This window comes from Sphingopyxis panaciterrae, from assembly GCF_011762125.1.
GTDB lineage: Bacteria > Pseudomonadota > Alphaproteobacteria > Sphingomonadales > Sphingomonadaceae > Sphingopyxis > Sphingopyxis panaciterrae.
On record NZ_JAASQN010000003.1, the window covers coordinates 307,254 to 334,095 of the forward strand.

The 26,842-nt window shown below is 67.1% G+C and carries 27 protein-coding genes; 18 read left to right on the top strand and 9 right to left on the bottom strand.

The genetic code is table 11. The annotated features are described in order from the left end of the window. The first annotated feature begins 17 nt into the window (after window positions 1-17). The 12 genes from recN to phhA all read left to right on the top strand — a co-directional run bounded on the left by recN (window position 18) and on the right by phhA (window position 13,642). Window positions 18-1,700: a DNA repair protein RecN gene (recN, locus tag FHR22_RS13405; protein ID WP_166943567.1), complete on the top strand. Its 1,683-nt coding sequence runs from the start codon at window positions 18-20 to the stop codon at window positions 1,698-1,700. Next, window positions 1,700-2,383, top strand: a complete 684-nt coding sequence (locus FHR22_RS13410; RefSeq protein ID WP_166943570.1) for a GNAT family N-acetyltransferase — start codon at window positions 1,700-1,702, stop codon at window positions 2,381-2,383. The genes recN and FHR22_RS13410 overlap by 1 nt, the downstream gene beginning before the upstream one ends. Next, on the top strand, window positions 2,380-2,778 hold the full coding sequence (locus FHR22_RS13415) for a putative quinol monooxygenase (protein ID WP_425057447.1): 399 nt from the start codon (window positions 2,380-2,382) through the stop codon (window positions 2,776-2,778). The genes FHR22_RS13410 and FHR22_RS13415 overlap by 4 nt, the downstream gene beginning before the upstream one ends. Further along, complete coding sequence (gene ligA, locus FHR22_RS13420; RefSeq protein ID WP_166943573.1) at window positions 2,775-5,012, top strand: NAD-dependent DNA ligase LigA; 2,238 nt, start codon at window positions 2,775-2,777, stop codon at window positions 5,010-5,012. The genes FHR22_RS13415 and ligA overlap by 4 nt, the downstream gene beginning before the upstream one ends. A 145-nt stretch (window positions 5,013-5,157) precedes the next feature. After that, window positions 5,158-6,327: a sterol desaturase family protein gene (locus tag FHR22_RS13425; RefSeq protein ID WP_166943576.1), complete on the top strand. Its 1,170-nt coding sequence runs from the start codon at window positions 5,158-5,160 to the stop codon at window positions 6,325-6,327. 292 nt (window positions 6,328-6,619) lie between these two features. Further along, complete coding sequence (locus FHR22_RS13430) at window positions 6,620-7,012, top strand: DUF2946 family protein (RefSeq protein ID WP_166943579.1); 393 nt, start codon at window positions 6,620-6,622, stop codon at window positions 7,010-7,012. Window positions 7,013-7,083: 71 nt separating this feature from the next. Beyond that, complete coding sequence (locus tag FHR22_RS13435; RefSeq protein WP_166943582.1) at window positions 7,084-9,075, top strand: TonB-dependent receptor family protein; 1,992 nt, start codon at window positions 7,084-7,086, stop codon at window positions 9,073-9,075. A 13-nt stretch (window positions 9,076-9,088) separates the two neighbouring features. After that, the gene (locus FHR22_RS13440) at window positions 9,089-10,438 is read left to right on the top strand and encodes a PepSY-associated TM helix domain-containing protein (protein WP_166943585.1); all 1,350 of its coding nucleotides are present in this window, start codon (window positions 9,089-9,091) and stop codon (window positions 10,436-10,438) included. A gap of 27 nt (window positions 10,439-10,465) precedes the next feature. Continuing rightward, complete coding sequence (modA, locus tag FHR22_RS13445; RefSeq protein ID WP_166943588.1) at window positions 10,466-11,221, top strand: molybdate ABC transporter substrate-binding protein; 756 nt, start codon at window positions 10,466-10,468, stop codon at window positions 11,219-11,221. A gap of 196 nt (window positions 11,222-11,417) precedes the next feature. Next, entirely contained in the window at window positions 11,418-12,113 is a 696-nt protein-coding gene (gene modB / locus FHR22_RS13450; RefSeq protein WP_208417689.1) for a molybdate ABC transporter permease subunit, read from the top strand. Continuing rightward, a complete protein-coding gene (locus FHR22_RS13455) occupies window positions 12,103-12,723 on the top strand; it encodes an ATP-binding cassette domain-containing protein (protein ID WP_166943591.1) in 621 nt (206 codons plus the stop codon). The genes modB and FHR22_RS13455 overlap by 11 nt, the downstream gene beginning before the upstream one ends. 49 nt (window positions 12,724-12,772) lie before the next feature. After that, window positions 12,773-13,642: a phenylalanine 4-monooxygenase gene (gene phhA, locus FHR22_RS13460; RefSeq protein ID WP_166943594.1), complete on the top strand. Its 870-nt coding sequence runs from the start codon at window positions 12,773-12,775 to the stop codon at window positions 13,640-13,642. A gap of 56 nt (window positions 13,643-13,698) precedes the next feature. Here phhA and FHR22_RS13465 read toward each other — a convergent pair whose 3' ends face one another. From FHR22_RS13465 to FHR22_RS13480, 4 genes are all read right to left on the bottom strand, one after another. Then, entirely contained in the window at window positions 13,699-14,670 is a 972-nt protein-coding gene (locus tag FHR22_RS13465) for a 50S ribosomal protein L11 methyltransferase (RefSeq protein WP_166943597.1), read from the bottom strand. After that, window positions 14,671-15,363, bottom strand: coding sequence for an SDR family NAD(P)-dependent oxidoreductase (locus tag FHR22_RS13470; protein ID WP_166943601.1), 693 nt, complete (start codon window positions 15,361-15,363; stop codon window positions 14,671-14,673). Window positions 15,364-15,552: 189 nt separating this feature from the next. After that, the gene (locus tag FHR22_RS13475; RefSeq protein WP_166943605.1) at window positions 15,553-16,905 is read right to left on the bottom strand and encodes a methyl-accepting chemotaxis protein; all 1,353 of its coding nucleotides are present in this window, start codon (window positions 16,903-16,905) and stop codon (window positions 15,553-15,555) included. 124 nt (window positions 16,906-17,029) lie between these two features. Further along, window positions 17,030-17,506 carry an Lrp/AsnC family transcriptional regulator gene (locus FHR22_RS13480; protein WP_208417691.1) on the bottom strand — a complete coding sequence of 159 codons (477 nt, stop codon included), beginning with the start codon at window positions 17,504-17,506 and terminating at the stop codon, window positions 17,030-17,032. A gap of 161 nt (window positions 17,507-17,667) precedes the next feature. Here FHR22_RS13480 and ald point away from each other — a divergent pair, with 161 nt between their 5' ends. From ald to sdhA, 5 genes are all read left to right on the top strand, one after another. Then, entirely contained in the window at window positions 17,668-18,783 is a 1,116-nt protein-coding gene (gene ald, locus FHR22_RS13485; RefSeq protein ID WP_166943608.1) for an alanine dehydrogenase, read from the top strand. 21 nt (window positions 18,784-18,804) lie between these two features. Continuing rightward, a complete protein-coding gene (locus FHR22_RS13490; protein WP_166943611.1) occupies window positions 18,805-19,044 on the top strand; it encodes a hypothetical protein in 240 nt (79 codons plus the stop codon). Window positions 19,045-19,497: 453 nt separating this feature from the next. Continuing rightward, window positions 19,498-19,941 carry a succinate dehydrogenase, cytochrome b556 subunit gene (gene sdhC, locus FHR22_RS13495; RefSeq protein ID WP_166943614.1) on the top strand — a complete coding sequence of 148 codons (444 nt, stop codon included), beginning with the start codon at window positions 19,498-19,500 and terminating at the stop codon, window positions 19,939-19,941. Further along, entirely contained in the window at window positions 19,941-20,345 is a 405-nt protein-coding gene (gene sdhD / locus FHR22_RS13500) for a succinate dehydrogenase, hydrophobic membrane anchor protein (protein WP_166943617.1), read from the top strand. Before sdhC ends, sdhD begins: the two co-directional genes overlap by 1 nt. Before the next feature lies 1 nt (window position 20,346). After that, window positions 20,347-22,161 (top strand): succinate dehydrogenase flavoprotein subunit, encoded by a 1,815-nt coding sequence (sdhA, locus tag FHR22_RS13505; protein ID WP_166943620.1) that lies wholly within the window; start codon window positions 20,347-20,349, stop codon window positions 22,159-22,161. A gap of 183 nt (window positions 22,162-22,344) precedes the next feature. Here the strand turns inward: sdhA and FHR22_RS13510 are convergent, their stop codons facing one another. From FHR22_RS13510 to leuC, 5 genes are all read right to left on the bottom strand, one after another. After that, the gene (locus tag FHR22_RS13510; protein WP_166943623.1) at window positions 22,345-22,638 is read right to left on the bottom strand and encodes a hypothetical protein; all 294 of its coding nucleotides are present in this window, start codon (window positions 22,636-22,638) and stop codon (window positions 22,345-22,347) included. Between the two features lie 84 nt (window positions 22,639-22,722). Next, window positions 22,723-22,932: a DUF167 domain-containing protein gene (locus tag FHR22_RS13515; RefSeq protein WP_341786621.1), complete on the bottom strand. Its 210-nt coding sequence runs from the start codon at window positions 22,930-22,932 to the stop codon at window positions 22,723-22,725. Window positions 22,933-22,997: 65 nt separating this feature from the next. Continuing rightward, window positions 22,998-23,993, bottom strand: coding sequence for an NADPH:quinone oxidoreductase family protein (locus FHR22_RS13520; RefSeq protein WP_166943950.1), 996 nt, complete (start codon window positions 23,991-23,993; stop codon window positions 22,998-23,000). A 29-nt stretch (window positions 23,994-24,022) separates the two neighbouring features. Beyond that, complete coding sequence (leuD, locus tag FHR22_RS13525) at window positions 24,023-24,613, bottom strand: 3-isopropylmalate dehydratase small subunit (RefSeq protein WP_166943629.1); 591 nt, start codon at window positions 24,611-24,613, stop codon at window positions 24,023-24,025. Further along, window positions 24,610-26,040 carry a 3-isopropylmalate dehydratase large subunit gene (leuC, locus tag FHR22_RS13530; RefSeq protein WP_166943632.1) on the bottom strand — a complete coding sequence of 477 codons (1,431 nt, stop codon included), beginning with the start codon at window positions 26,038-26,040 and terminating at the stop codon, window positions 24,610-24,612. The genes leuD and leuC overlap by 4 nt, the downstream gene beginning before the upstream one ends. 211 nt (window positions 26,041-26,251) lie before the next feature. Here leuC and FHR22_RS13535 point away from each other — a divergent pair, with 211 nt between their 5' ends. Continuing rightward, complete coding sequence (locus FHR22_RS13535) at window positions 26,252-26,770, top strand: sterol desaturase family protein (protein WP_166943635.1); 519 nt, start codon at window positions 26,252-26,254, stop codon at window positions 26,768-26,770. The last annotated feature ends 72 nt before the right edge of the window (window positions 26,771-26,842 follow it).

A 26,842-nucleotide genomic window follows, 5' to 3' on the forward strand; every position in this document is an offset into this window, starting at 1 on the left:
TGCGGTAAGGACGCGCTGTGCTGACCGCCCTGTCCATCGCCAATATCGTGCTGATCGAACGGCTCGACCTTGATTTCGAGGCCGGGCTCGGCGTGCTGACGGGCGAGACGGGGGCGGGCAAATCGATCCTGCTCGACGCGCTCGGCCTCGCGCTCGGGATGCGCGCCGACAGCGCGCTGGTCCGCCAGGGCACGGCGCAGGCGCAGGTCACCGCCAGCTTCGTCGCGCCCGCGCCGGGCACCCCGCTCGCGGCGCTGATCGCCGAAAACGAGATCGCGCTCGAACCGGGCGAACCGCTGCTGATCCGCCGCACGCTGAAAGCCGACGGCGGCAGCCGCGCCTTCCTCAACGACCAGCCCTGCTCGGCGGCGCTGCTGCGCGAGATCGGCGGGCACCTCGTCGAAATCCACGGCCAGCATGACGACCGCGGCCTGCTCGCCCCCGCGGGGCACCGCGCGCTGCTCGACGCCTATGGACGTGCCGACGTCGGCGCCGTTGCCGCCGCGCATGCGGCATGGCGCGCCGCGGAGGAGAAGCTCGCCGCCGCGCGCGCCGCGCTCGATGCCGCGACGCGCGACCGCGAATGGCTCGAACATTGCGTCGCCGAACTGCACGCGCTGGCGCCGCAACCGGGCGAGGACGGCGAATTGTCCGAGGCACGCGCCGCGATGCAGAAGGGCGAAAAGGTCGCGGGCGACCTTTCGGCGATCATGGCGGCGTTCGAAGGCAGCGACAGCGGACCCGCGCAACTGCGCGGGGCGGCGCGGCGGCTCGACCGGCTCGCGGGCGACCACCCGCTGCTCGCCGAGGCGCTCGCCGGGCTCGACCGCGCGATCATCGAGGCCGACGAGGCCGAAACCAAGCTCCACGAAGCCGCGCGCGCGATGGAATATGACCCCGCACGGCTCGAAGCGACCGAAACGCGGCTGTTCGAACTACGCGCGATGGCGCGCAAGCATGGGTGTCAGCCCGACGATCTTGCGGCGCTCGCGGGTGATCTTGCGGCGCGGCTCGACGCGATCGAGGGCGGCAGCGCGGGCCTCGCAAAGCTCGAGGCGGCCGTAGCCGAAACCGCAGCGGCCTATACCCATGCCGCGACCGCCTTGTCCGACCTGCGCACGAAGGCCGCCGCCCGTCTCGACGCCGCGGTGGCGGGCGAGCTGGTGCCGCTGAAGCTCGACGCGGCCCGCTTCCGGACGCTCGTCGAACGCCTGCCCGCCGAACGCTGGGGCGAGGGCGGCATGGACCGCGTCGAATATCTCATCTCGACCAACCCCGGCGCGCCGTTCGCACCGCTCGCCAAGATCGCGTCGGGGGGCGAATTGTCGCGCTTCATCCTCGCATTGAAGGTGGCGCTCGCCGAAGAGGGCGGCGCCGACACGATCATCTTCGACGAAATCGACCGCGGCGTCGGCGGCGCCGTCGCCGCGGCGATCGGCGAACGGCTGGCAAGACTCGCCAAAGGGACGGGGGATGGCGCCGCCAAGCAACTGCTCGCAGTCACCCACAGCCCGCAGGTTGCCGCCAAGGGCGCGGCGCATTTCGTCATCGCCAAATCGAGCGAGGGAACGGTGACGCGCACCAGCGTCCATCAGCTCGACGAGCCCGGCCGCCGCGAAGAAATCGCGCGCATGCTGTCGGGCGCCGAAGTGACCGAAGAGGCGCGAGCGCAGGCGGAGCGGCTGCTGGAGGCGGCGTGATGGCATTCGAAGCCCTCGACCGCCCCGTCTGGAACATGCTCACCGGCCGCCAGGCGCACCTGGCCGAGGGTGATGCGCGCGCGGTGCGGATCGACCGCGGTTATGGCGTGTTCGGCGCCGCCGCCGACCCCGGTATCGATGCGCAGGCAGGGCTGGCGGCGCTCGTCCCCGACGACGGTGAGCTCTGGATCGTCGAAGGCGAGCCCTGGCCGGTCCCCCCGGGCGTGCGCGAGGTCAAGCGCGCGGTGCTGACGCAAATGGTCGCCGAAGGCGTCCCGTCCGAGCCCGGCCCCGGCGCTCCCCGCATCATCGCGCTCGGCGAGGAGGACGCGCCCGAAATGGCGGCGCTCGCCGAGCATGCGAAACCCGGGCCGTGGGGGCCGAAAACGCATCGCTACGGCCCTTTCTTCGGCATCAGGGAAAACGGCCGCCTGCTCGCGATGGCGGGGCAGCGCATGCTGGTTCCCGGCATGGCCGAGCTCAGCGGCGTGTCGGCATGGGCCGACTGCCGCGGCCGCGGGCTGGCCCGCGCGCTGATCGGTCATGTCATGCGCGAAATGATGGGGCGCGGCGAAACGCCGTTCCTCCACAGCTATGCCGACAATGCGGGCGCGATCGCGCTCTATGAAACGCTCGGCTTTCGTATCCGCCGCGCGGTGCATATGCTGGCGCTGGCGCGATGATGAACCGACGCGAGCATATGGCGGCACTCCTCGCGCTCGCCGCGGCGGTCCTGCCCGCGCGCCAGCTCAGGGCTTTGGAGAAGAGTATGGAAGAGGCCGTCCCCACCTATGGTCTGATCGGCCAGATGATCGCGCTGCCCGGCCAGCGTGCAGCGTTGATCGCGATCCTGTCCGAAGGCACCGGATCGATGCCCGGTAACCTCGGCTATCTGGTCGGCGAGGACAGCGCCAACCCCGACGCGATCTGGATCGTCGAATTGTGGACCGGCAAGGACGCGCACGCCGCATCGCTGAAGCTTCCCGAAGTGCAGGACGCGATCGCCAAAGGGCGCCCGCTGATCGCGGGATTTGGTACTCGCGCCGAGTTCAAGCCGGTGGCAAAGACCGGTGCATGACCGAAATCAAATCTCTTTCCGAAGCCGATGCCGCCAACGAACTGATGCGTCTGGCAAAGACGATCGCCTATCACGGCAAGCGCTATCATGCCGACGACGCGCCCGAGATTCCGGACGCCGATTATGACGCGCTCGTGCGGCGCAACAACGAACTCGAGGCGGCCTTTCCGCACCTGATCCGCGCCGACAGCCCGAACAACCAGGTCGGCGCGGCGGTCGAGGCGTCGCCGCTGGCGAAGATCACCCATGCGCAGCGGATGATGAGCCTCGACAACGCCTTCGCGGGCGAGGACGTCGAGGAATTCGCCGCGCGCGTACGCCGTTTCCTCAACCTCGAGGGCTCCGAACCCGTCGCGCTGACTGCCGAGGACAAGATCGACGGCCTGTCCTGCTCGCTGCGTTACGAAAAGGGCGCGCTCGTCCAGGCCGCGACGCGCGGCGACGGCAGCGTCGGCGAGGATGTGACGCCCAATGTCGCGACGATCGCCGACATCCCGCAAACATTGTGCCCCTGCGAAGGCAGGGGCCCATCTCCTGCCGCAGGAGATGGGCCCCTGCCTTCGCAGGGGCACGGGATTCCCGACGTCTTCGAGATTCGCGGTGAGGTCTATATGGCGAAAGCGGACTTCACGGCGCTTAACGATCGACTGATGGAAGAGGGCAGGGCACTCGCCGCGCAGCGCGAGGTCGATTTCGATCCCGCCACCGTCCGCCAGTTCGCCAATCCGCGCAACGCCGCCGCCGGCTCGCTGCGCCAGAAGGACGCCAGCGTCACCGCCTCGCGCCCCTTGCGCTTCCTCGCGCACGGCTGGGGCGAGGTGAGCGGCGTGCCCGAGGCGACGCAGTTCGCGATGATGAAACGGATCGAAAGCTGGGGCGTGCCGGTGTCGCCGCTGCTCGCACGGTTCGAATCGGTCGAGGGCGTGCTCGCCCATTATGCCGCGATCGAGAAACAGCGCGCCGAACTGCCCTATGACATCGACGGCGTCGTCTACAAGGTCGACCGGCTCGACTGGCAGCAAAGGCTGGGCTTCGTCGCCAAGGCGCCGAGATGGGCGATAGCGCATAAATTCCCCGCCGAACGCGCGCAGACGACGCTGGAAGCGATCGACATCCAGGTCGGGCGTACGGGCAAGCTGACCCCCGTCGGGCGTCTCGTTCCGGTGACCGTCGGCGGCGTCGTGGTGTCGAACGTCACGCTGCACAACCGCGACGAGATCGGCCGCCTCGGCGTCCGCCCCGGCGACCGCGTCGTCGTCCAGCGCGCCGGCGACGTGATCCCGCAAGTCGTCGAAAACCTCACCCGCGACGAGCCACGCGCGCCCTATCTCTTCCCCGGTCATTGCCCCGTCTGCGGCAGCGAAGCGGTCGCGGAGGAGGGCGAGGTCGATGTTCGCTGCACCGGCGGGCTCATCTGCAACGCGCAGAAGTTCGAACGCCTCCGGCATTTCGTCAGCCGCGGCGCGCTCGATATCGAGGGGCTGGGCGAAAAAAGCATCGCCGAATTTCTCGAACTCGGCTGGCTCGACAAGGGCCCGGCGGACATCTTCCGCCTCCGGAAACACCGCGCCGAACTGCTCGGACGCGAGGGATGGAAAGAGACGTCGGTCGACAAGCTTTTCGCCGCGATCGAGGCAAAGCGCGCGCCCGATGCGGCGCGCCTGCTCTTCGGACTCGGCATCCGTCACGTCGGCGCGGTGACCGCGCGCGACCTGCTGAAAGGCCTTGGCGATATCGCGCGGCTTCCTGAAAAAGCGGCCGAAATTCACGCCTATCTCGAAGCCAATCCGCAAGCCGAGGGCGAATCCGACGGCAAATATATGACGCGCAAGGTCGACGCGTTCAAAGCGATCCTCGAAGTGCGCGCCGACGGCATCGGCCCCGCCGTCGCCGAGGCGCTCGCCGACTTCTTCCACGAACCGCACAACCGCGAGCTGTGGGACGACCTCCTCTCCGAAGCGTCGCCGCCGCTCTACGTCGTCGAAACGCGGGCAAGCGAGGTGTCGGGGATGACGGTGGTATTCACCGGCAAGCTCGAAACGATGAGCCGCGACGAGGCGAAGTCGCAGGCAGAGGCGCTCGGCGCCAAGGCGGCGGGCAGCGTCAGCGCCAAGACCGACCTCGTCGTCGCCGGGCCGGGCGCGGGGTCGAAGCTCAAGCAGGCGAGCGCGCTCGGCATCCGCGTGATCGACGAAGCCGAATGGGCGGCGATCGTCGCGGCGGCCGGAGGATAGTATGGACGGTGCGCGCCATCACAGACGGTGCGGTAAAATGAGCCATATCGCGTCGTCACCCCGGACTCGATCCGGGGTCCATGACGACGGCGCTGCAATGGTTGCCGGATCAGGTCCGGCATGACGAATGAGAGGGTGGGGCCCGATGGCCAAGCGTGACTATCTGCAAAATCTGATGCGCGATCTCGAATCGCACACCGAAGTGCGGCGTTTCGGCAGCGGCTGGCTTTCGGGCTTTTTCGCGCTGCTTTTCGCCGTCGTCGGCTTCGGGCTGGTGATCGCGCTGCGCTTCCCCGACTGGTTCGCAACCCCCGAACTCGCGATCGTCAAGGACTGGGGCGGGTTTCGCGGTGTCGTCCACCTCGTATTGCTGGCGAGTTACGGGCTTGCGCTGCTCAGCCTCCTGCTGCGCCCGCGCAAGGTGTTGGGGGCGACGGCGCTGATGATCGCGCTCGCGGCGACGCTGATCGGCGGGGCGAACGTCCAGCCGGCGGAAACGCGCGACTGGGGCATTTTCTTCGGGCTCGATTTCTTCGTCGTCAACCTGCTGATCACCGGCTTCATGTTCGCACCGCTCGAACGGCTGTTTCCGCACCGCCGGGCGCAGCGCCTGTTCCGCACCGAATGGCGCGAGGATCTCTTCTATTATCTCGTCAGCACGATGTTCGTGCAGGTCCTCGGTTTCCTTGCGCTCGCGCCGTCGACGATCATCAACGAACATACCAGCAACTGGCAGGCATTCCGTGCCGGCGTCGCCGGCCTGCCGTGGATCGTCCAGTTCGCGATCGTCCTCGCCCTGTCGGACATGGCGCAATATTGGTTCCATCGCACCTTCCACCGCTACCCCTTCCTCTGGGGCTTCCACGCGGTGCATCACAGCGCCAAGTCGATGGACTGGCTTGCGGGTTCGCGGATGCACTTCGCCGAGATCATCCTCCTGCGCTCGATCACCTCGCTGCCGCTGTTCACCCTGGGGTTCAGCCCGTCGGTGATGCAGGCCTACATCGGTTTCGTCTACGTCTGGTCGTCGCTGCTCCACGCCAATGTCGGCGGCAATTTCAACCGCCTCGGCCACTGGATCGCGACCCCGCGGTTCCACCACTGGCACCATGGGCTCGAACGCGAGGCGTTCGACGTCAATTTCGCGATCCACTTTCCGTGGATCGACAAGATGTTCGGCACCTTCCATTTGCCGAAAGACCGCTGGCCCGAAAATTACGGCATTCCAGAGGATGTGCCGAAAAACTATTGGGGGCAGTTCCTCTATCCGTGGACGCGCACCGGCAAGAAGACCGACGAGACGGCGGCGGAATGAGAAAGCCCTTATTCGGTGTGGACGAATTCGAAGGCAGAAAACGGTCGAAAGTGGACGTTTGGGAGGCTTGCTCTCTCCCCTTTAGGGGAGAGATACGGAGGCTTGCCGGTTTACCGGCTAGCCGCAGTTGAGAGGGGCTTTTACGCGTCCCCCTCTCCCAACCCTCTCCCCTGAAGGGGAGAGGGCTATATGTCCGCTCCCCACCCCAAAGCCGACATTCCGCCACATCCCAAATTTGACCAGATGAAGCGACGACTTGCCAGCGTGACGGCGCGGGCATAGGAGCCGTGTCGTGAGCCTGCTCGCCGCCTTTCGCCGTCCCGGCATCCTGCTGCTGTTGCCGCTGCTCCTCGCGCTCGCCGCGCGAGTGTTCGTGGCGCCGGGCTGGATGATCGAAAGCGATGCGGCGGGATCGATCACCGTCCGCGTCTGCTCGGACCCCGCCAACCCCGGTGCGACGATGACGATCGCACTCGAACGGGCGGATGATCACCAGGCCGACAAGGGCCAGCAACATTGCCCGTGGGGGGCGCTCGCCGCGACCCCGATCGTTCCCGGTGTGCCCGCGCTGCCTGTCGCGCCGATCGTGGCCGAATCCGCGCCCATTGCGCTCACCTTGCTCGGTTTCGCGCCGGGCATCGCTTCGCCGCTGCCACCGAGCACCGGACCGCCCGCCTTCGCCTGATTCAGCCTGACACGCCGCCCGCGCGGGGAGCGCGGCGCGGTTCAATGCCTGTATCCGGGGAAGATTTTCCAATGAACCATCACGCTTATCGCGCCGCGCCCTTGCTCGCGCTCGCCACCTGCCTTGCCGCCATGCCCGTCCACGCGGCCGAAGCCGACGCGACGATCATCGTCACAGCCCCGACTGCGACCGATGCCGCCGAAGCGCGCGCCGCGCGCACGCCGGGCGGCACCGACGTCGTCTCTTACGAAGATTATGCCGACAAGTCGGTCGTCAGCTTGCGCGACGCGCTCGCCTTTTCGCCCGGCGTCTATCTCCAGCCGCGCTTCGGGCAGGAGGTGCGGATTTCGATCCGCGGCTCGGGGCTCTCGCGCGGTTATCATATGCGCGGGCTGACGCTGCTTCAGGACGGCATCCCGATCAACCTTGCCGACGACAATGGCGATTTCCAGGAACTCGAACCGATCTTCTTCGACCATCTCGAAGTCTATCGCGGCGCCAATGCGCTGCGCTTCGGGTCGGGCACGCTCGGCGGGGCCATCAACGGCGTGACCCCGACCGGACGCAGCGCGAAAGGGATTTACCTGCGCGGCGACGTCGGCAGTTTCGACAGCGTGCGCGGGCTCGTCGCGGCGGGCGTCGCGGGCGAACAGGTGGATGCGTGGGGCGCGGTAAGCGCCGACACGTCCGACGGCGACCGCGCGCATGCGAAGCGGCAGAGCGTCCGCTTCCACGGCAATGTCGGGATGAAGTTCAGCGACACGGTCGCGACGCGCTTCTACGCCAGCTTCAACCATATCGACCAGCGGCTTCCCGGCGCACTCATCTATGACGAGGCGCTAACCACGCCGCGCAAGGCCAACGCCAGCGCGATCACGGGTGATCAGGCGCGTGATATCGAATCGCTGCGCCTCCAGAATCGCACCAGCTTCGATTTCGGCGCGGTAAGGCTCGACGTCGGTGCCTTCGTCAACGCAAAGACGCTGCATCACCCGATCTATCAGCTCATCGATCAGAAAAGCGTCGATCGCGGCACTTTCTTCCGCCTCGATTATGCGGGCGGACCGGTCGAAGCGACGTTCGGCGGCGAGCTTCGCGTCGGCGACGTAAATTCGCGGCGCTTCCTCAACCTCGCCGGCAAACGCGGTGCGAAGACCTTCGACGCCAGACAGGACGCGCGCACCGCGACGCTCTATGGCGAAATACGGCTGCGGCCGGTAGAGACGCTGTCGCTGATCGCGGGCGGCATCTACGCCGACGGCATGCGGCGGCAGCGCGAGACGTTCAACAACGGCCCGGTCGACAATCTCGGCCGCGCCGATTTCGATGCCTTTTCGCCCAAGCTGGGCGTGCTGTTCGAACCGGCGCAAGGGATGCAATTCTACGCCAATTACAGCCGCTCGGTCGAATTCCCCGGCTTCATCGAACTCGCCCAGCAATCCAGCTTCGTTGCGCTCGATCCGCAGCGCGCCTGGACGGCCGAGATCGGCACGCGCGGCCGGTCGGGCATCGCGAGTTGGGACCTGTCCCTCTACCGCGCCGACATCAAGGGGGAATTGCTGCAATATAGGGTCGGCGCCGACATTCCCGCCTCGACCTTCAACGCGCAGCGGACGCGGCATGAGGGGGTCGAGGCGGCGCTCGAACTCGAACCGCTGCGCTGGCTGCGGCTGCGGCAGGTCTATACCTACAGCAATTTCCGCTTCCGCCGCGACGTCCAGTACGGCGATAACCGCCTGCCCGTCGTGCCGCGTCACGTCTATCGCGCCGAATTGCGGCTCGGCAGCGACGCGCTGCATATCGCGCCCAATTTCGAATGGGTGCCGCAGGGCCCGCTCGCCGACTATGCCAACAATGTCCGCACCCCGGGCTACGCGCTGATCGGCATCACCGGCGGCGCGCGCGTCGCTGCGGGGATCGACGCCTTCGTCGATATCCGCAATGTCACCGGCAAAAAGGCGATCGGCGATATCAGCGCGGCGATCGCGGCGACCGGTACCTCGGCGATCTATTATCCGGTCGAGCGCCGCGCCGTCTCGGCGGGCCTCCGCGCGCGCTTTTAAGGGAGGGCAGGGGATGACCGACCTCAACCGGATGCCGCTCTATCGCACGATCTGGCGCTGGCATTTCTACGCCGGGCTGTTCGTCATCCCCTTCATCCTGATGCTGTCGCTGACCGGCGCGGCCTATCTGTTCAAGCCGCAGCTCGACCATTGGCAAGAGCGCGCGTGGCGCGGGCTGCCGGCGGCCGAACGCGTCGACCCCGACGCGCAGGTCGCGGCGGCGCTGGCGGCGTTTAAGGGAGCAAGCTTCCACTATTACCGCATTCCCGAAGCGGCGGGCGACGCTGCGGTCGTCCACCTTGGTCTCGCGGACGGCGGCATGCGCGACGTCGCGGTGTCGCCGCGCGGGCAGGTGATCGGGTCGGCCGATCCCGACGCGCGCATCTCGGCGTGGCTGGCGCGTATCCACGGCAGCCTGCTTATCGGCCGCCCCGGCGGCCTCCTCGTCGAGCTCGCGGCAAGCTGGGCGATCGTGATGATCCTGACCGGCCTCTGTCTCTGGTGGCCGCGCGGGCGCGGGCTCGCCGGTGTCGTCTGGCCGCGGCTGTCGCTCGGCGGGCGCGCGGCCTTGCGCGACCTCCACGCGGTCACCGGCTTCTGGGTCTCGGGCTTCGCGCTGATCCTCCTCACCACCGCGCTGCCGTGGACCGACATCTGGGCGAGCGGCTTTCGCACTGTCCGCGCCGAAATGGGCTGGGTGTCAGGGGCGCAGGACTGGAAGGGCGGCGGCGCCGACCCGCACGCCGCGCACGACCACCGCGCGATGGCGATGGCGCCGCCCGTGGCGACGGCGCCGGCGCGGCGCGTGCCGCTCGACACCATCATCCTGCGCGCGCAGAGCGAGGCGCTGCCGCCGCCGGTGATCATCCAGCCGCCCGGCGCGCCCAACATGTTCGGACCGCCGAACGGCAATGTCTGGACGCTGACGACGCAGACGCAGAACCGTCCGCTCGTTCGCAAGGTCGGCTACGACCCCGAAACGGGGATCGAGGTGTCGCGCGAGGGCTTTGCCGGCAAACATGTCATCGACCGCATCGTCGGCATCGGTATCGCGTGGCACGAGGGCGCGCTGTTCGGGATCGTCAGCCAGCTGATCGGCGTGGCCACCGCGCTCGGCCTCTTCACCCTCGCGCTGTCGGGCTTCCTGCTCTGGCGCCGCCGCAAGCCGGGGGATGCGCTTGGTGCGCCGCCGTTGCCGCGCGATCCGGCGCGCCTCAGGAGCGTGGCGGTGATCATCCTGCTGCTTGCCGCCCTGCTGCCTTTGCTTGCGGTGTCGCTGATCCTGCTCTGGATCGTCGACCGGCTGCTCCTCCCGCGGCTGCCGCGCGTCGCGCGCTGGCTCGGCGTTCGTGCCTTGGCGTGATCTATCTGGCCGTATATAGCGGCGCTTATGATCCGCTATTTCCTGGGCCTGTTCGCACTGCTCCTCGCTCCCGCCGCGCTGGCGGCCGAGCGCGGACCGGTGGTGCTCGCGGCGGCAAGCCTCCAGGAATCGCTGACCGAAGCCGCCGATGCCTGGGCGGCGCGCGGTCACCCCAAGCCGGTACTATCTTTCGCCGCCTCGTCGGCGCTCGCGCGGCAGGTCATCGCGGGCGCCCCCGCCGACCTGTTCCTCTCGGCTGACGAGGAATGGATGGACGCGGTCGCGAAGGCCGGGTTGCTGCGCGCGGGTACGCGCACGACCTTGCTTGGCAACCGGCTGGTGCTCATCGCACCGGCTGCGAGCAAGCTGCGGCTTACCCCCGCGCGTGGCTTCCCGATCGGCCGCGCGCTCGGCGCCGGCCGCCTCGCGCTCGCCGACCCCGCCGCGGTGCCCGCGGGCAAATATGCAAAGGCGGCGCTGACCCATCTCGGCGTCTGGCAAGCCGTCGCGTCGAAGGTCGCCCCGGCCGAGAATGTCCGCGCCGCGATGGCGCTGGTCGAGCGCGGCGCCGCGCCGCTCGGCATCGTCTATGCGACCGATGCGAAAGCTTCGCGCGCCGTCCGTATCGTCGGCACCTTCCCGGCAGCGAGCCACCCGCCGATCCGCTATCCGGTCGCGGTGCTGAAGGCATCGCGGCACCGCGACGCCGCGGGCTTCCGCGCCTTCCTGCTGTCGAAACCGGGCCGCGCCATCTTCGCACGCCATGGCTTTTCGGCGCCTTGAGGGCATCGCTCTATCATGGCCCTCTCCCCTTCAGGGGAGAGGATATGAAGGCTTGGTGCGAAGCACCTAGCCGGAGTTGGAGAGGGGGCGACCGCAGCACGCATCTTCCCCCTCTCCAAGCTCCGCTAGCTCCTACGGAGCAAGCTTTGCTATCCTCTCCCCTGAAGGGGAGAGGGCTATTGAGCGCCAAACTCTGATGCTGTCGGCGGAGGAATGGGGCATCGTCGCGCTGTCGCTGAAGGTCGGCGGTATCGCGGTGCTCGCGACGCTGCCGCTCGCCTTCGCGCTCGCGTGGTTGCTCGCGCGCCGGTCGTTCCCGGGGCGGGTGCTGCTCGACGGGCTCGTCCATCTGCCGCTCGTGCTGCCGCCGGTGGTGACCGGCTGGCTGCTGCTCATCGCCTTCGGCCCGTTCGGTCCGGCGGGGCGCTGGCTGGAAAGCTGGTTCGGGGTCAGCCTGATGTTCCGCTGGACCGGCGCTGCGCTCGCGGCGGCAATCATGGCGCTGCCGCTGATGGTGCGCGCCATGCGGCTGTCGATCGAGGGCATCGACCGGCGGCTCGAGGGTGCGGCGCGCACGCTCGGCGCCGGCCGCTGGCACTGTTTCTGGACGATCAGCCTGCCGCTCGCGCTCCCCGGCGTGCTCGCGGCGCTTGTCCTCGGCTTTGCGCGCTCGATCGGCGAATTCGGCGCGACGATCACTTTCGTGTCGAACATTCCCGGCGAAACGCGCACGCTGCCGCTCGCCATCTATTCGGCGCTGCAGGTGCCGGGGGCAGAGGCGATGGTGACGCGGCTTGCCTTGCTATCGGTCGCGCTGTCGCTTGGTGCGCTGGTCCTGTCCGAATGGCTGGTGCGGCGAACGCATGGCGGAAGGCGGCTGCGTGGCGATTGATATCGACGTCGAAAAACGGCTCGGCGACCGGCTGATCGCGGCGCGCTTCAGCGCCGGACCGGGGCTGACCGCGCTGTTCGGCCCGTCGGGGGTGGGCAAGACGAGCATCCTCAACATGGTCGCGGGGCTGCTGCGGCCCGATCGCGGCCATATCCGCATCGGCGCCCGCGCCTTGTTCGGCGACGGCATCGATCTGCCGCCCGAGGCGCGGCGCATCGGCTATGTCTTCCAGGATGGCCGCCTCTTCCCGCACCGCCGGGTGCGCGCCAACCTCGTCTACGGCCACGACCTGACCGATCCCGCGAAGCGCTGGATGAGCCTCGACGAAGCCGTCGACTTCCTCGGCATCGGCGACCTGCTCGGCCGCTGGCCCGCCAGCCTGTCGGGCGGCGAGGCGCAGCGCGTCGCGATCGGCCGCGCCTTGCTCCGCGGTCCCGACTGCTTGCTCATGGACGAACCGCTGTCGTCGCTCGACGCGGCGCGGCGCGGCGATATCATGGCGGTGATCGAACGCATCCGCGACGAGCTCAAACTGCCGATCCTCTACGTCAGCCACGACCGCGCCGAGGTCGACCGGCTGGCGACATCGGTGATCGCGCTCGACACCTGATCGACGCGACCGGTTTCACATGAAACCATTTCTATGATAAGGCTCGGGCATGGAGAGCCGATTTACCCACGTCCATGACACCCCGCCGCCGGGCGCCGCGGCCGACTGGACGATTTCGCAAAATTGGGATGCCTTCACCGCCGGTGAACATGCGATGTGGGACCGCCTGTTCGCGCGCCAGTCGGACATGCTGCCCGGCCGCGCGGCCGACGCCTTCCTGCGCGGCATCGACGTGCTGCGGCTCGAAAAGCCGGGCATCCCCGATTATCGCGAGCTCAACGCGCGGCTGATGGCCGCGACGGGGTGGCAGGTGATCGCGGTGCCGGGGCTGGTCCCGGACGATGTCTTTTTCGATCATCTGGCGAACCGGCGTTTTCCCGCGGGAAACTTCATTCGCACGCCCGAACAGCTCGATTATCTGGAGGAACCCGACGTCTTCCACGACGTCTTTGGCCACGTTCCGATGCTCGCCGACCCGGTATTCGCCGACTATATGGTCGCTTATGGGATGGGCGGGCTGCGCAGCTTGAAGTTCGACGCGCTGAAGCAGCTCGCGCGACTCTATTGGTACACCGTCGAATTCGGACTGATCCGCGAGGCGGAGGGCCTGCGCATTTACGGCGCCGGCATCGTCTCCTCCTATGCCGAAAGCGTCTTCGCGCTCGACAGCGACAGCCCGAACCGCATCGGTTTCGATCTCGCGCGCGTGATGCGCACCGATTACCGGATCGACGATTTCCAGCAGAATTATTTCGTCATCGACAGCCTCGACCAGTTGCTGAGCACGACGGTGAACACCGATTTCGCCCCGCTTTATGCTGCGAACGCCGCGCTGTCGTCGATCCCGATCGCCGACATCTTGCCGGGCGATGCGGTGATCACGCGCGGCACGCAGGATTATGCGGCGGCGAAAGCCTAGTATCTCTCCAGGACAGACTCTAGCCGCCCTCCCGCTTGTCGGGAGGGCCAAGAACATCACCAGCTCCCGAAACTTGCATCCGACGGGCTCGCGCGGTGCCGCGCGCGTTCCTTGCGCCGCCAGCCGTAACGGCGGCGCTTGATCAGCAGCAGGCACGGCCACTCGGCGCTGCCGCCGCGCGCGGTCAGGCGGAACCCTTGCGCGCGATAGGCGGCGAGCACCGGCTCCATCTGGCGCGCGATGAGTCCCGCAAGGATGGCGTGACCGCCCGGCGCGGTCGCTGCCGCAATATCGGGGGCCAGCGTGATCAGCGGACCCGCGAGGATGTTGGCGATGACGAGGTCATAGGGCGCGCGATGGCGGATCGACGGATGGTCGGTCCCAGGTGCCACCGCGAGCGCGAGCCGGCCGCCGCCGCGGCCCAGCGGCACGCCGTTGATCGCGGCATTGTCGCGGGTGACGAAGATGCTCGCGGGGTCGATGTCCGACGCGATCGTCCGCGCCCGCGGCCACAAGGCCATCGCGGCAAAGGCGAGCAGACCGGTCCCGGTGCCGATGTCGGCCATATTGCGCGGCACGGCGCCGGCGCGCGCCAGCCGGTCGAGCATCGCCAGACAGCCCGCGGTCGTGTCATGCCCGCCGGTTCCGAACGCCTGGCTCGCGTCGATCAGGAACGATGTCGTGCCCGGGGGTATGCGATCGGCATGGCTGCTCGTGTGGACGAAGAAGCGCCCTGCCTGCACGGGTTCGAGTCCCTGCTGCGACAATGTCACCCAATCTTCGTCGGGCAGTTCTTCGACGACGGGCTTCTTGCCCTTGGCGCTGGGCACGAAAGACTGGAGCAGTTTGAGCAGCGCCGCGCCGGGGCGCTCGTCCATATAGGCATCGAGCTGCCACAGCCCGGCATCCTCGTCGATCTCGCGCGTCACGACGACGGGCGCTTCGGGCATGACATCGAGTTCGGGAATCTCGCCCGACAGCGCCTCGGCCTCGGCGCGGGTGCAGGGGAGGGAGACGATCCAGCTCATCTAGCGCACATAGCTCGCGCCATTCACGTCGAGCACGGCGCCGGTCATCGCCGCCGGGGCCTCAAGCGCGCACCAGCGTGCCATTTCGCCGACCTCGCCGGGCATCGCGACGCGGCCGAGCGGAATCTCGGCGAGCAAGGCTTCGCCGCCGCGGCTCGCCAGATAGTCCTCGGCCATCCCGGTCATCGTGAAGCCGGGGCAGATGGCAAAGGCAAGGATGCCGTCGCGGGCATAGGCGCGTGCGATTGTCTTGGTCATCGCGACCATGCCCGCCTTTGATGCCGCATAATGCCAGTGCGCCGGGCTGTCGCCGCGATGCGCGGCGCGGCTCGCGATATTGACGATGCGGCCTTCCGCCTTGCGGTCCCGCCAGTGCAGCACGGCGCGGCGGCAGAGCAGCGCGCTCGCGGTCAGGTTGACCTGCATCGTGCGGTCCCAGTTCGCGAGCCAGTCGGCATCGCTCGCGTCCAGCGCATTATCCTCGAACACCCCGGCGTTGTTGATCAGCACGTCGATGCGCCCGTCCAGCCGGTCGAGGCTGGCCTGCCACAGCCGTTCGGGCGCCGCCGGATCGGACAAGTCGCCGTCGGCGCTTGACAGCGCGACGACGCGCGTCGTGTCGCCAGTCAGGGCTTCGGCGATCGCGGCGCCGATCCCGCGGCTCGCGCCGGTGATCAGGATGTTCGTTGTCATGCGGCGGCTTTAGCGGCGCGTGCGGCGCCGTGCAAAGAGCGGAATCGCCAAAAAAAACCCCTCCTCTTCAGAGGAGGGGCAGCGAGACTTGCCAGCTTGCTGGTTAGGGGTGGTGTCTCGGGCTGGGTCCGGCGTGACTGCCACCACCCCAACCCCTCCTCTAAAGAGGAGGGGCTTTGCCCCGAACGCTCACGCCACCCGCCGGCTGAATTCGCTCGCTGCCTGTTCGAGTGACTGGAGCCGGTCGCCCATCTTGGCGAATTCGTGGCTCAGCACGCTGATCTCGCTCGCGACCATTCCCGAATCGTTGCGGATGCTCGCGATCGTCGACGACATCGAATCGGCGGCGAGCGCGGTTTCGTCGACCGCGGCGGTGATCGATGTGACCGTCTGCGCCTGCGCGTCCATCGCGTCGCGGATGCGCTGCGCCGACTGCTGGACTTCGACGATCGTCGCCTGGATCGACTGGTTGGCGCTCACCGATCCGCGCGTCGCCTGCTGGATCGCGGTGATCTTGCCCGCGATATCGTCGGTCGCGCGCGCGGTTTCATTGGCGAGGCTCTTCACTTCCTGCGCGACGACGGCAAAGCCGCGCCCCGACTCGCCCGCGCGCGCCGCCTCGATCGTGGCGTTGAGGGCGAGGAGGTTGGTCTGGCCCGCGATCTCGCGGATCAGGCCCAGAATCGATTCGATCGACTGCGCATGGTGCGACAGCGTGTCCGACATCGCGACGGCTTCGCCCGCCTGTTCGGAGGCGCGCGTCGCGACGCTTGCCGAGGCTTCGACTTCGCTCCGCGCATCCTCGATCGCGCGGATCAGCCCGGCGGCGGTCGACGCGGCCTCGCGCATCGCCATCGCCGATTGTTCGGACGCGGCGGCGACTTCGCTTGTCTTTGCGATCATGTCCTTCGCGGCATGGTCGGCCGACGCCGCCTGCTTGGCAAGCTGCTGGCGCACGCCGTCGGTTTCCTGCACCAGCGACGCGATCGAGCGGTCGAAATCGCCCGCCAGCGCCTGCCGTTCGCTCGAAAAGACGGCGCGGTCGAGCTTCATGGCATAGCGTTGCATGATGTCGAATTCGAGCAGGCCGAGCCGGTTGATCGCGCCGAGCAGCCGCGTCAGGCGTGCCGCGTCGCCGATGCACGCCTCGACGACATATTCGATGGTGAGCCGCTGGCTTTCGGCGATGCACGACATCACCGACGCGAGCGTCAGCTTCACGCGCCGCGCCATATGGGTGTTCTGGCACGCGATCGTCGCGACCTCCTGGCTCGCGGCATCGGAATATTTGACCAGTGTATGGCGCGCGCTGCCGCTGACATAGGAATCGAGGAGATCGCCGTCGACCCGGCGATCGACCGTCGGCAAGGCGTTGAACGTGTCCCAATAAGCCGCCGCGATCGCCTGTTCGCGGCCGGCGATGATGGCGTGAATTTCCGCAGCGTCGGCGGCGAGGCGTCCGTCGAGGTCGTAGAGGGGAAAGCGATCGGCCATCGGCACCGGGTCGATCTGCTGTTTATGAATCGGATTTTCCTTCACCATGACCCCATTTCCTCGTGGTTCCGGGCGCGCGGGTGCCGTTCGCCTGCGTCCCATGAAACTGGTGAACGGAATATGCGGTAAAAGCGGTAAAGGCGGTGTTAACCGGATGGGGCGCTTTTTTGCCTCAGCGGCGCTCGTCGATGCCCGACACCGGATAGCCTTCGAACGCCTTGATCGTCCGCAGCGTGAAGGCGCTGTGCATCGCCGCGACTCCGGGCAGCCGCGACAGGCAGTGGCGGTGCAGCCGGTCGAAATCGGCGACATTGCGCGCCGCGACGCGCAGCCGGTAATCCGACGCCCCCGAAAGCAGCTGGCATTCGAGGATCTCGTCATAGCTTTTGACCGCGCTTTCGAACGCGGTCAGCGCTTCCTCGCTCTGCGACGTCAGGCTGATGTCGACAAACACGTCGAGCCCCAGCCCGATCCGTTCGGGCACCAGCCGCGCGGTATAGCCGGCGATGATCCCGCCCGCTTCGAGCGCGCGGATGCGGCGATGGCACGCCGACGCCGACAATCCGACCTTTTCGCCCAGTTCGGCGGCGGGTCGCGGCCCGTGTCGCTGCAGCAAGTCGAGTAGCTTGATGTCGATTCGATCAATCATTGTGCGTCCAATGGTATTTCAACGCAAAAATTGTGCGCTCTTGTCGCGAAACTGACGATGATATGCAAGCACCTCGCACGACCCTTCTGCTATAGGCACTGCATAGATCGTCGGCACCGCGAACAGCGCGCGAGCGGCGGCTTGGCAATGGAGAGCGAAGCATGATCATCGGCACCCCCAAGGAAATCAAGAACCACGAATATCGTGTCGGGCTGACCCCCGAAAGCGCGCGCGAACTCACCGTCCACGGCCATCGCGTGCTGGTCCAGACCGGCGCCGGCGAAGGCATCGGCGCGCACGACCGCTTCTATGTCGAAGCCGGCGCCGAAATCGTTCAGACCGCCGAGGAAATCTTCGCGCAATGCGAGATGGTGGTGAAGGTCAAGGAACCGCAGCCGGTCGAGCGCGCGATGCTGCGCCCCGGGCAGATCCTTTACACCTATCTCCACCTCGCGCCCGATCCCGACCAGACGCGCGACCTGATGGCGTCGGGGGCGATCTGCATCGCCTATGAAACCGTGACCTCCCCCCATGGCGGCCTGCCGCTGTTGAAGCCGATGAGCCAGGTCGCGGGGCGCATGTCGATCCAGGCCGGCGCGACCGCGCTCGAAAAGGCGCATGGCGGCCGCGGCGTGCTGCTCGGCGGCGTGCCGGGTGTGGCGCCGGGCAAGGTGTGCGTGATCGGCGGCGGCGTGGTCGGCTTCAACGCGGCGCAGATGGCGGCGGGGCTCGGCGCCGACGTCACCATCCTCGACCGCGATCCCGAAGTGCTCGAACGCGTCGGCACCTTCTTCGAAGCGCGCGCCAAGACGCGCTTCTCGAACCGCGCCAATCTGGCCGAATGCGTCGCGGAGGCCGATCTCGTCATCGGCGCGGTGCTGATCCCCGGGGCCGAGGCGCCCAAGCTCGTCACCCGCGACATGCTGGGCACGATGCAGGCGGGCTCGGTGCTCGTCGACGTCGCGATCGATCAGGGCGGCTGTTTTGAAACCAGCCATGCGACGACGCATGCCGAGCCGACCTATGTGGTCGACGGCATCGTTCATTATGCGGTCGCCAATATGCCCGGCGGGGTGGCGCGCACCAGCACCTATGCGCTCAACAACGTCACCCTGCCGCACGCGCTGCGCATCGCCGACCTCGGCTGGAAAGATGCTTTGCGACGGGACGTGCATCTTGCGCAGGGTTTGAACGTTTGGAATGGCAAGGTGACGTTCGAAGCCGTAGCGGAAGCGATCGGAACCGATTATGTGCCTGTTGAACAGGCACTCGCCTGACAACAAGGACGCACGAGAGATATGACCGAGCAGAGTGATCCGATCCCCGGGCAGGACGACGAGCAGGAAGAAAATGAAGTGCTGCGCGCCGCCCGCGAGCGGCGGCAGCAGCAGGACGCAGCCGAGGCGGCCGAGGCCGCCGACAAGGATGCAAAGGCGGGCAAGCGCGGCTGGAAAACCGCCGCGGCCGCCGGTCTCGGCATCGGATCGGCCGCGGTCATCGCGGCGCTGCTTTATGTGAACCGCGACAAGATCAAGTGACGCGTCAGCCCGTCCGGCGATGCCGGACGGGTTCGCTGCATGTTGTGCCGGCGCTGATCCGGCACCCGAAAGGGCGGCCGCGTGCCGCCCTTTTTTGCAAGCGGCGGTTTTGGGGTGGGGAGCGGACGTCGCTTTCTACAGCTTCGTCATCCGCGGAGGAGACCCGTGGCTCTTCCGCCTTGACCCGGGATCCCGCTTTTTTTGAGGGCGCCGACGGTTTTCGAGGTCAAGCGGGACCCCGGATCAAGTCCGGGGTGACGATGGACGGAACGGCAGCAATCGGCCGGAAGCAGCCGTCCCAATCCCTCTCCCGCTCGCCCGTAGACGTCAGGAAACCCCCGACAGCACCGCCAAGCAGATTCTTCGTCCCTGCATCCCCTAAGCAATTGCATATCTTGGCGGGAGGGCTTAACCGGCACCCCATCGACCGTTTAGAGTCAAGACAGGGCTGATATGGCTGGCAACGAACCGAGTGCGCGTCCGCGCGCCCCGCATCTGCAGGTGTATAAATGGGGGCCGCATATGACGGCTTCGATCCTCCACCGCGTCAGCGGCGACGGTCTCGCGATCGTCGGGGCGCTGATGTTCCTCTGGTGGCTTGGCGCGCTCGCGAGCGGGCCCGATGCCTATGCCGCCTTCATCGCATGCGTCTGGCGCGATCCCAGCCCCGAAATCACCCTGTTTCACCAGGTCACCAATATCCTCGGCAAGCTGGTGCTGGTCGGCCTGACCTGGGCTTTCTTTCAGCACCTCTTTTCGGGCCTGCGCCATCTCCTGCTCGACACCGGCGCGGGGTATGAACTCAAGACCAACAAACTGTGGGCAAGCGTCGTCGTCGCCGCCGGTGTGCTTGCGACCGCCGCGACCTGGATCCATATTCTCGCGGGGACTTTCTGATGGGCAACGGAACACAGCTCGGCAAGGTCCGCGGGCTCGGCGCCTCGCACCACGGTTCGCATCACTGGCTGCAACAGCGCCTGACCGCGCTCGGCAATGTGCTGCTCGTCGGCTTCCTTGTCGTCTCGCTCCTCCGCCTGCCGCTTGGCGACCATGGCGCGGTGCACCGCTGGGCCGCGAACCCGACCGTCGCGCTCGCGCTGGTCCTGCTGCTCGTCAGCGTCTTCTGGCACCTGCGCCTCGGGCTGCAGGTGCTGATCGAGGATTATGTCCACGGGGCGGCGCGGCTGGTCGCGATCGTCCTGCTCAATTTCTACGCGATCGGCGGCGCGGCCTTCGGCATCTTCGCAGTCGTCCGCATCGTGCTTGCGCCCGCCGCCGGGCTCGCTCCGGGGGGCATGTAAGATGACCGAAGCCTATAAGATCATCGACCATATCTATGACACCGTCGTCGTCGGCGCCGGCGGCTCGGGCCTCCGCGCCACGATGGGCAGCGCCGAAGCCGGCCTGAAGACCGCCTGCATCACCAAGGTGTTCCCGACGCGCAGCCACACCGTCGCGGCGCAAGGCGGCATCGCCGCCAGCCTGGGCAACAATTCGCCCGACCATTGGCAATGGCACATGTACGACACCGTCAAGGGCTCCGACTGGCTCGGCGACCAGGACGCGATCGAATATATGGTGCGCGAGGCGCCCGCCGCGGTCTATGAACTCGAACATGCCGGCGTGCCGTTCAGCCGCAATGCCGACGGCACCATCTATCAGCGCCCCTTCGGCGGCCATATGCAGAATATGGGCGAAGGCCCGCCGGTCCAGCGCACCTGTGCCGCGGCCGACCGCACCGGCCATGCGATGCTGCACGCGCTCTATCAGCAGTCGCTGAAATATGACGCCGACTTCTTCGTCGAATATTTCGCGCTCGACCTGATTATGGAAGACGGCCCCGACGGCAAGGTTTGCCGCGGTGTGATCGCGCTGTGCATGGAGGATGGCAGCATCCATCGTTTCCGCAGCCAGGCGGTGGTGCTCGCGACCGGCGGTTACGGCCGCTGCTATTTCACCGCCACCTCGGCGCACACCTGCACCGGCGATGGCGGCGGCATGGTGCTGCGCGCCGGCCTGCCGCTGCAGGACATGGAATTCGTCCAGTTCCACCCAACCGGCATCTATGGTGCGGGCGTGCTGATCACCGAAGGCGCGCGCGGCGAGGGCGGGTATCTCACCAACTCCGAAGGCGAGCGGTTCATGGAACGCTATGCGCCGTCGGCGAAGGATCTCGCGTCGCGCGACGTCGTGTCGCGCTCGATGGCGCTCGAGATCCGCGAAGGCCGCGGCGTCGGCCCGCACAAGGACCATATCTATCTGCACCTCGATCACATCGATCCCGCGGTGCTGGCGGAACGGCTGCCTGGTATTACCGAAAGCGGCAAGATTTTCGCAGGCGTCGATCTGACGCGCCAGCCGCTGCCGGTCGTGCCGACGGTCCATTATAATATGGGCGGCATTCCGTGTAACTATCATGGCGAAGTCGTGACGCTGGGCAAGGACGGTCCAGACACCGTCGTCCCCGGCCTGTTCGCGGTCGGTGAAGCCGCCTGCGTGTCGGTCCATGGCGCGAACCGCCTCGGCTCGAACAGCCTGATCGACCTTGTCGTCTTCGGCCGCGCGACCGGGCACCGGCTCAGGGAAATCATCACCCCCGGCGCGGCGCAGCAGCCGTTGCCGAAGGACAGCGCCGACCTGGCGCTCGGCCGTCTCGACCATTTCCGGGGTGCCAGCGGCGGTTCGCCGACCGCGGAAATCCGCCTCGAGATGCAGCGCGCGATGTCGCAGCATGCGGCGGTGTTCCGCACCGACGAACTGATGGCGGAGGGCAAGGAAAAGCTGGCGAAAACCTACGCCCGCATGACCGACGTCCATGTCACCGACCGCAGCCTGATCTGGAACACCGACCTGATCGAGACGCTCGAACTCGACAATCTGATCGCGCAGGCGACGGTGACGATGCATTCGGCGTACAACCGCAAGGAAAGCCGCGGCGCCCACGCGCACGAGGATTTCCCGAACCGCGACGATCCGAACTGGATGAAGCACACGATCAGCTGGTTCGACGGCTGGGGCGGCAAGGGGGGTGGCGTGAAGCTCGATTACCGCCCGGTCCACGAATATACGCTGTCCGACGACGTCGAATATATCAAACCAAAGGCACGCGTTTACTAAGGCGTTGCTTGGAAGGTCCGCTTTCGGCCGGAAGCCGACACTAGCCAAATAACCGTCGCCCCCGCGAAGGCGGGGGCCGCTGGCAACCTTGCCTAAGGCCGATAGCGGCCCCCGCCTTCGCGGGGGCGACGGTTTTTAGTCGACGCGGGAGCGACCGCTCCCCACCCCAATTCCGACCTCTACCTATTCCCCGAACAGGCTCTTGACCGGATTGATGTCCGAAAAGGGCTGGTCGACGTCGATCCCCATCAGCCATAATTTCTGGCATGCGATGGCAAAGAACATCAGCGCGATCGTCCAGACGATGAAGGTTTTGCGGGCGATCCAGCGGCGTTCGGCCTCGGCTTCCTTCTCCCGTGCCTTGTGGTCGATGCCCAGCTCGCCTTCGAATTCGGCGGTGAGCTGCGCGCGGCGGGTACGCGAAATATTCGCGAGGCTCGCGGCATATTCATCACCCGTCGGACGGCGAGTCGCCATGGAAGACACTTTCGGTCCAGCTGATCGAGCCTCCCAGAATAAGGCAAAGCCCCTGACAAAGGGTTAATTGCGCCCGCCCGCCGGTCAATCGGGCGCGATCCCGATCAGTTTGATCCGCGAGGCCGCACCGCGCAGCAAGGTCAGGTTGCGCGGCGCGGTGCCGAGCGCCGCGGCGAGCAGGCGCAGCACCGCCTCGTTCGCCGCGCCGCCCTCGGGGGCGGCGGTGACGCGCAGCTGCACCTCCTCGCCGGCAATCGTCACCGCGTCGCGGCGGGCGCCCGGCGTCACGCGCACCGCAATCCGGCCGCGCGCCGCCAGCGTGCGCAGCGCCGCGGTCAGCGCCGGATCGGGACGGTATTTCAGATGGTGACGACCAGCTTGCCGACCGCGCTGCGGTTGCCGAGCTTGGCGATCGCCTGGCCGCCATCGGCGAGGGCGAAGCTTTCGGTGACCCGCGGCTTGATCTTGCCCTGTTCCCACAGCTGGAACAGCCGCGCGATATTGGCGCGGTTGCGTTCGGGTTCGCGCGCCACGAATGCCCCCCAGAAGACCCCCGCGACGTCGCAGCTCTTGAGCAGGGTCAGGTTGAGCGGCAGGCGCGGGATGCCGGCGGGGAAGCCGACGACCAGATAGCGCCCCTCCCACGCGATTGAACGCAGCGCGGGCTCGGCATAATCGCCGCCAACCGCATCGTAGACGACGTTTGCGCCATTCGCGCCGACGGCCTCCTTGAACTTGTTGGCGAGCTCTTTTGACTGGTCCTTGTCGAACGGCTGGCGGCCATAGACGACGACTTCGTCGGCGCCCGCCTGGCGCGCGACATCGGCTTTCTCTTCGCTTGACACGCCCGCGACGACCCGGGCGCCGAACGCCTTGCCCAGCTCGACCGCGGCGATGCCGACGCCGCCCGATGCGCCGAGGACGAGCAAGGTGTCGCCTTCCTGGATATGGCCGCGGTCGACGAGCGCGTGGATGCTGGTGCCATAGGTCATCAGCAGCGACGCGCCTGCGGCGAAATCATGCGCCTCGGGCAGATGATAGACATTGTGCACCGACACCGCGACCGCTTCGGACATGCCGCCGTTGCCGCAGCCGGCGATAACGCGGTCGCCGACCTTGAATTCGCTGACGCCCTCGCCGACCTCGGCGACCAGCCCCGCGACCTCGCCGCCGGGGGCAAAGGGGCGTTCGGGGCGGAACTGATATTTATCCTCGATGATCAGCACGTCGGGAAAATTCACCGCGCAGGCCTTCACGTCGATCACGATCTGGCCCTTGCCCGCGACCGGACGCGGCAGCTCGCCCAAGGTGAGCGTTTCGGGGCCACCGGTTGCGGTCGACAAAAGCGCCTTCATCATCTTCTCCTCTATAAAGTCGGTCAGCCTTATGCCGCGGGGCGCAGCCATGGGTGATCGGCGTCGAGCTTCTGCTCATAGGCCGCGATCGCCGCGTCGCTCTTTTCGGTCAGCGAAATCTCGTCGAGCCCTTCGAGCAGGCACATCTTGCGGAACGGGTCGATCTCGAAAGTGAAGCGGTCCTGAAATGGCGTCGTCACCGTCTGCGTGTCGAGGTCGACGTGGACCGGATCGGTCTTGGCGACCTCCATCAGCCGGTCGATCGCCGCCTGCGGCAGCACGACGGGCAGGATGCCGTTCTTGACTGCGTTGCCCGAGAAAATGTCGGAGTAGGACGGCGCGATGACGACGCGGATGCCAAGGTCGCCGATCGCCCAGGCGGCATGCTCGCGGCTCGACCCGCACCCGAAATTGTCGCCGGCGATCAGGATCGGCGCGCCCTTATATTCGGCGCTGTCGAACAGATTGTCCGGATCGGCGCGCAGCGTCTCGAACGCGCCGCGGCCCATGCCCTCGCGGCTCGTCGTCTTCAGCCAGTGCGCCGGGATGATGACGTCGGTGTCGACATTCTTGAGCCCCAGCGGAATCGCGCGGCCTTCGACGTTCTCGAGTCGTTTCATGCCAGCAGCTCCCGGACATCGGTGAGCTTGCCGGTCACCGCCGCCGCCGCCGCCATTGCGGGGCTGACGAGGTGGGTGCGGCTGCCCGGGCCCTGACGGCCGACGAAGTTGCGGTTGCTGGTGCTGGCGCAGCGTTCGCCCGCGGGCACCTTGTCGGGATTCATCGCGAGGCACGCCGAACAGCCCGGCTCGCGCCATTCGAGCCCGGCGTCGGTGAAGATGCGGTCGAGCCCTTCGGCCTCGGCCTGTGCCTTCACGAGACCCGACCCCGGGACGACGATCGCCCAGCGGACATTGGCGGCCTTGCGGCGGCCCTTGATCACCGCCGCGGCGGCGCGCAGATCCTCGATGCGGCTGTTGGTGCAGCTGCCGATGAAGATATTTTCGACCGGCACGTCCTGCATCCGCATGCCGGGCTCCAACCCCATATAGGCGAGCGATTTTGCGGCCGCGGCCTGTTTCGACGGGTCGGTGAAGCTTTCGGGATCGGGGACGAGCCCGGTGATCGGCACGACATCTTCGGGGCTGGTGCCCCACGTCACGCTCGGCGCGATATCGGCGGCGTCGATGATCACCACCTTGTCGTAGGTCGCGCCCGGATCGGTCGCGAGGCTCTTCCACCACGCGACCGCGGCATCCCAATCGGCGCCCTTCGGCGCATAGGGACGCCCCCTGATATAGGCGAACGTCGTCTCGTCGGGCGCGATCAGCCCGGCGCGCGCGCCGCCCTCGATCGCCATGTTGCTGACGGTCAGGCGGCCCTCGACCGACAGGGCGCGGATCGCGCTGCCGGTATATTCGATGACATGGCCGGTGCCGCCCGCGGCGCCGATGACGCCGGTGATGTGGAGGATGATGTCCTTTGCCGACACGCCCGGGCCGACGTCGCCTTCGACGCGCACTTCCATCGTCTTCGCCGGCTGGAGCAGCAAGGTCTGCGTCGCGAGCACATGTTCGACCTCGCTCGTCCCGATGCCGAAGGCCAAGGCGCCGATGCCGCCATGGCACGCGGTGTGGCTGTCGCCGCAGACGATCGTCGTGCCGGGCAGCGAAAAGCCCTGCTCGGGCCCGACGACATGGACGATGCCCTGCTCGGGCGCGACCGCGTCGATGTAGCGGATGCCATATTCGGGGGCATTTTTTTCGAGCGCTGCCAATTGTGCCGCGCTTTCGGGATCGGCGATCGGCAGCTTGTTGCCGGCTGCGTCGAGCCGCGCCGTCGTCTGCACATTATGGTCGGGCACCGCGAGCGTGAGGTCGGGGCGGCGCACCGTGCGCCCGCTCGCGCGTAGCCCCGCGAACGCCTGCGGGCTGGTGACTTCATGGACCAGGTGGCGGTCGATGAAGATCAAAGCGGTACCATCGGGGCGCTGTTCGACGACATGCGCGTCCCAGATTTTCTCATAAAGGGTGCGGGGCCGAGTCATGCCGGACCACTTACGCCTACCGCATAACAATGCAAGCGAGTGGCACAGGAAAACGCAATTTTCGGTCGTGCCCTCGCTCCCTTCATTCGCCATGCCGGACTTGATCCGGCATCCCGCTTTGCGACGGTGAAGCAGCGGGACCCCGGATCGGTCCGGGGTCGCGAGGGCGCGGTAGTGGCGTTGCTTCTGCAACAAGCCTATACTCACGGCCATGTCGACGCTCGCCATCACCCTGCTCATCCTCGCCACCGTCGTGGCGATGGAGTTTGTCGCCTGGGCGAGCCACAAATATATCATGCACGGTTTCGGCTGGGCGTGGCACCGCGACCATCATGAGCCGCACGGCAGGCGGCTGGAGAAGAACGACCTGTTCGCGATTTTCGGCGCCGCGATGAGCATTTCGATGTTCATAACCGGCAGCCCGATGATCATGGGCGTGCGGGCGTGGGAGCCGGGGACGTGGATCGGGCTCGGCATCCTCTTCTATGGCATCATCTACACGCTCGTGCACGACGGGCTGGTCCATCAGCGCTATTTCCGCTGGGTGCCGCGGCGCGGCTATGCGAAGCGGCTGGTGCAGGCGCACAAGCTCCACCATGCGACGACATCGAAGGAAGGCGGGGTCAGCTTCGGCTTCGTTTTTGCGCGCGATCCGGCGAAGCTGAAGGCCGAGTTGAAAGCGCAGCGCGAGGCGGGGGTTGCGGTGGTGCGGGAAGCGCTGGCGGAGTGATTTGCGCTATTGCGGGCGGCGGCTTTGGGGTGGGGAGCGGGCCATAGGCATCACCCATTTTCGTCATCCCGG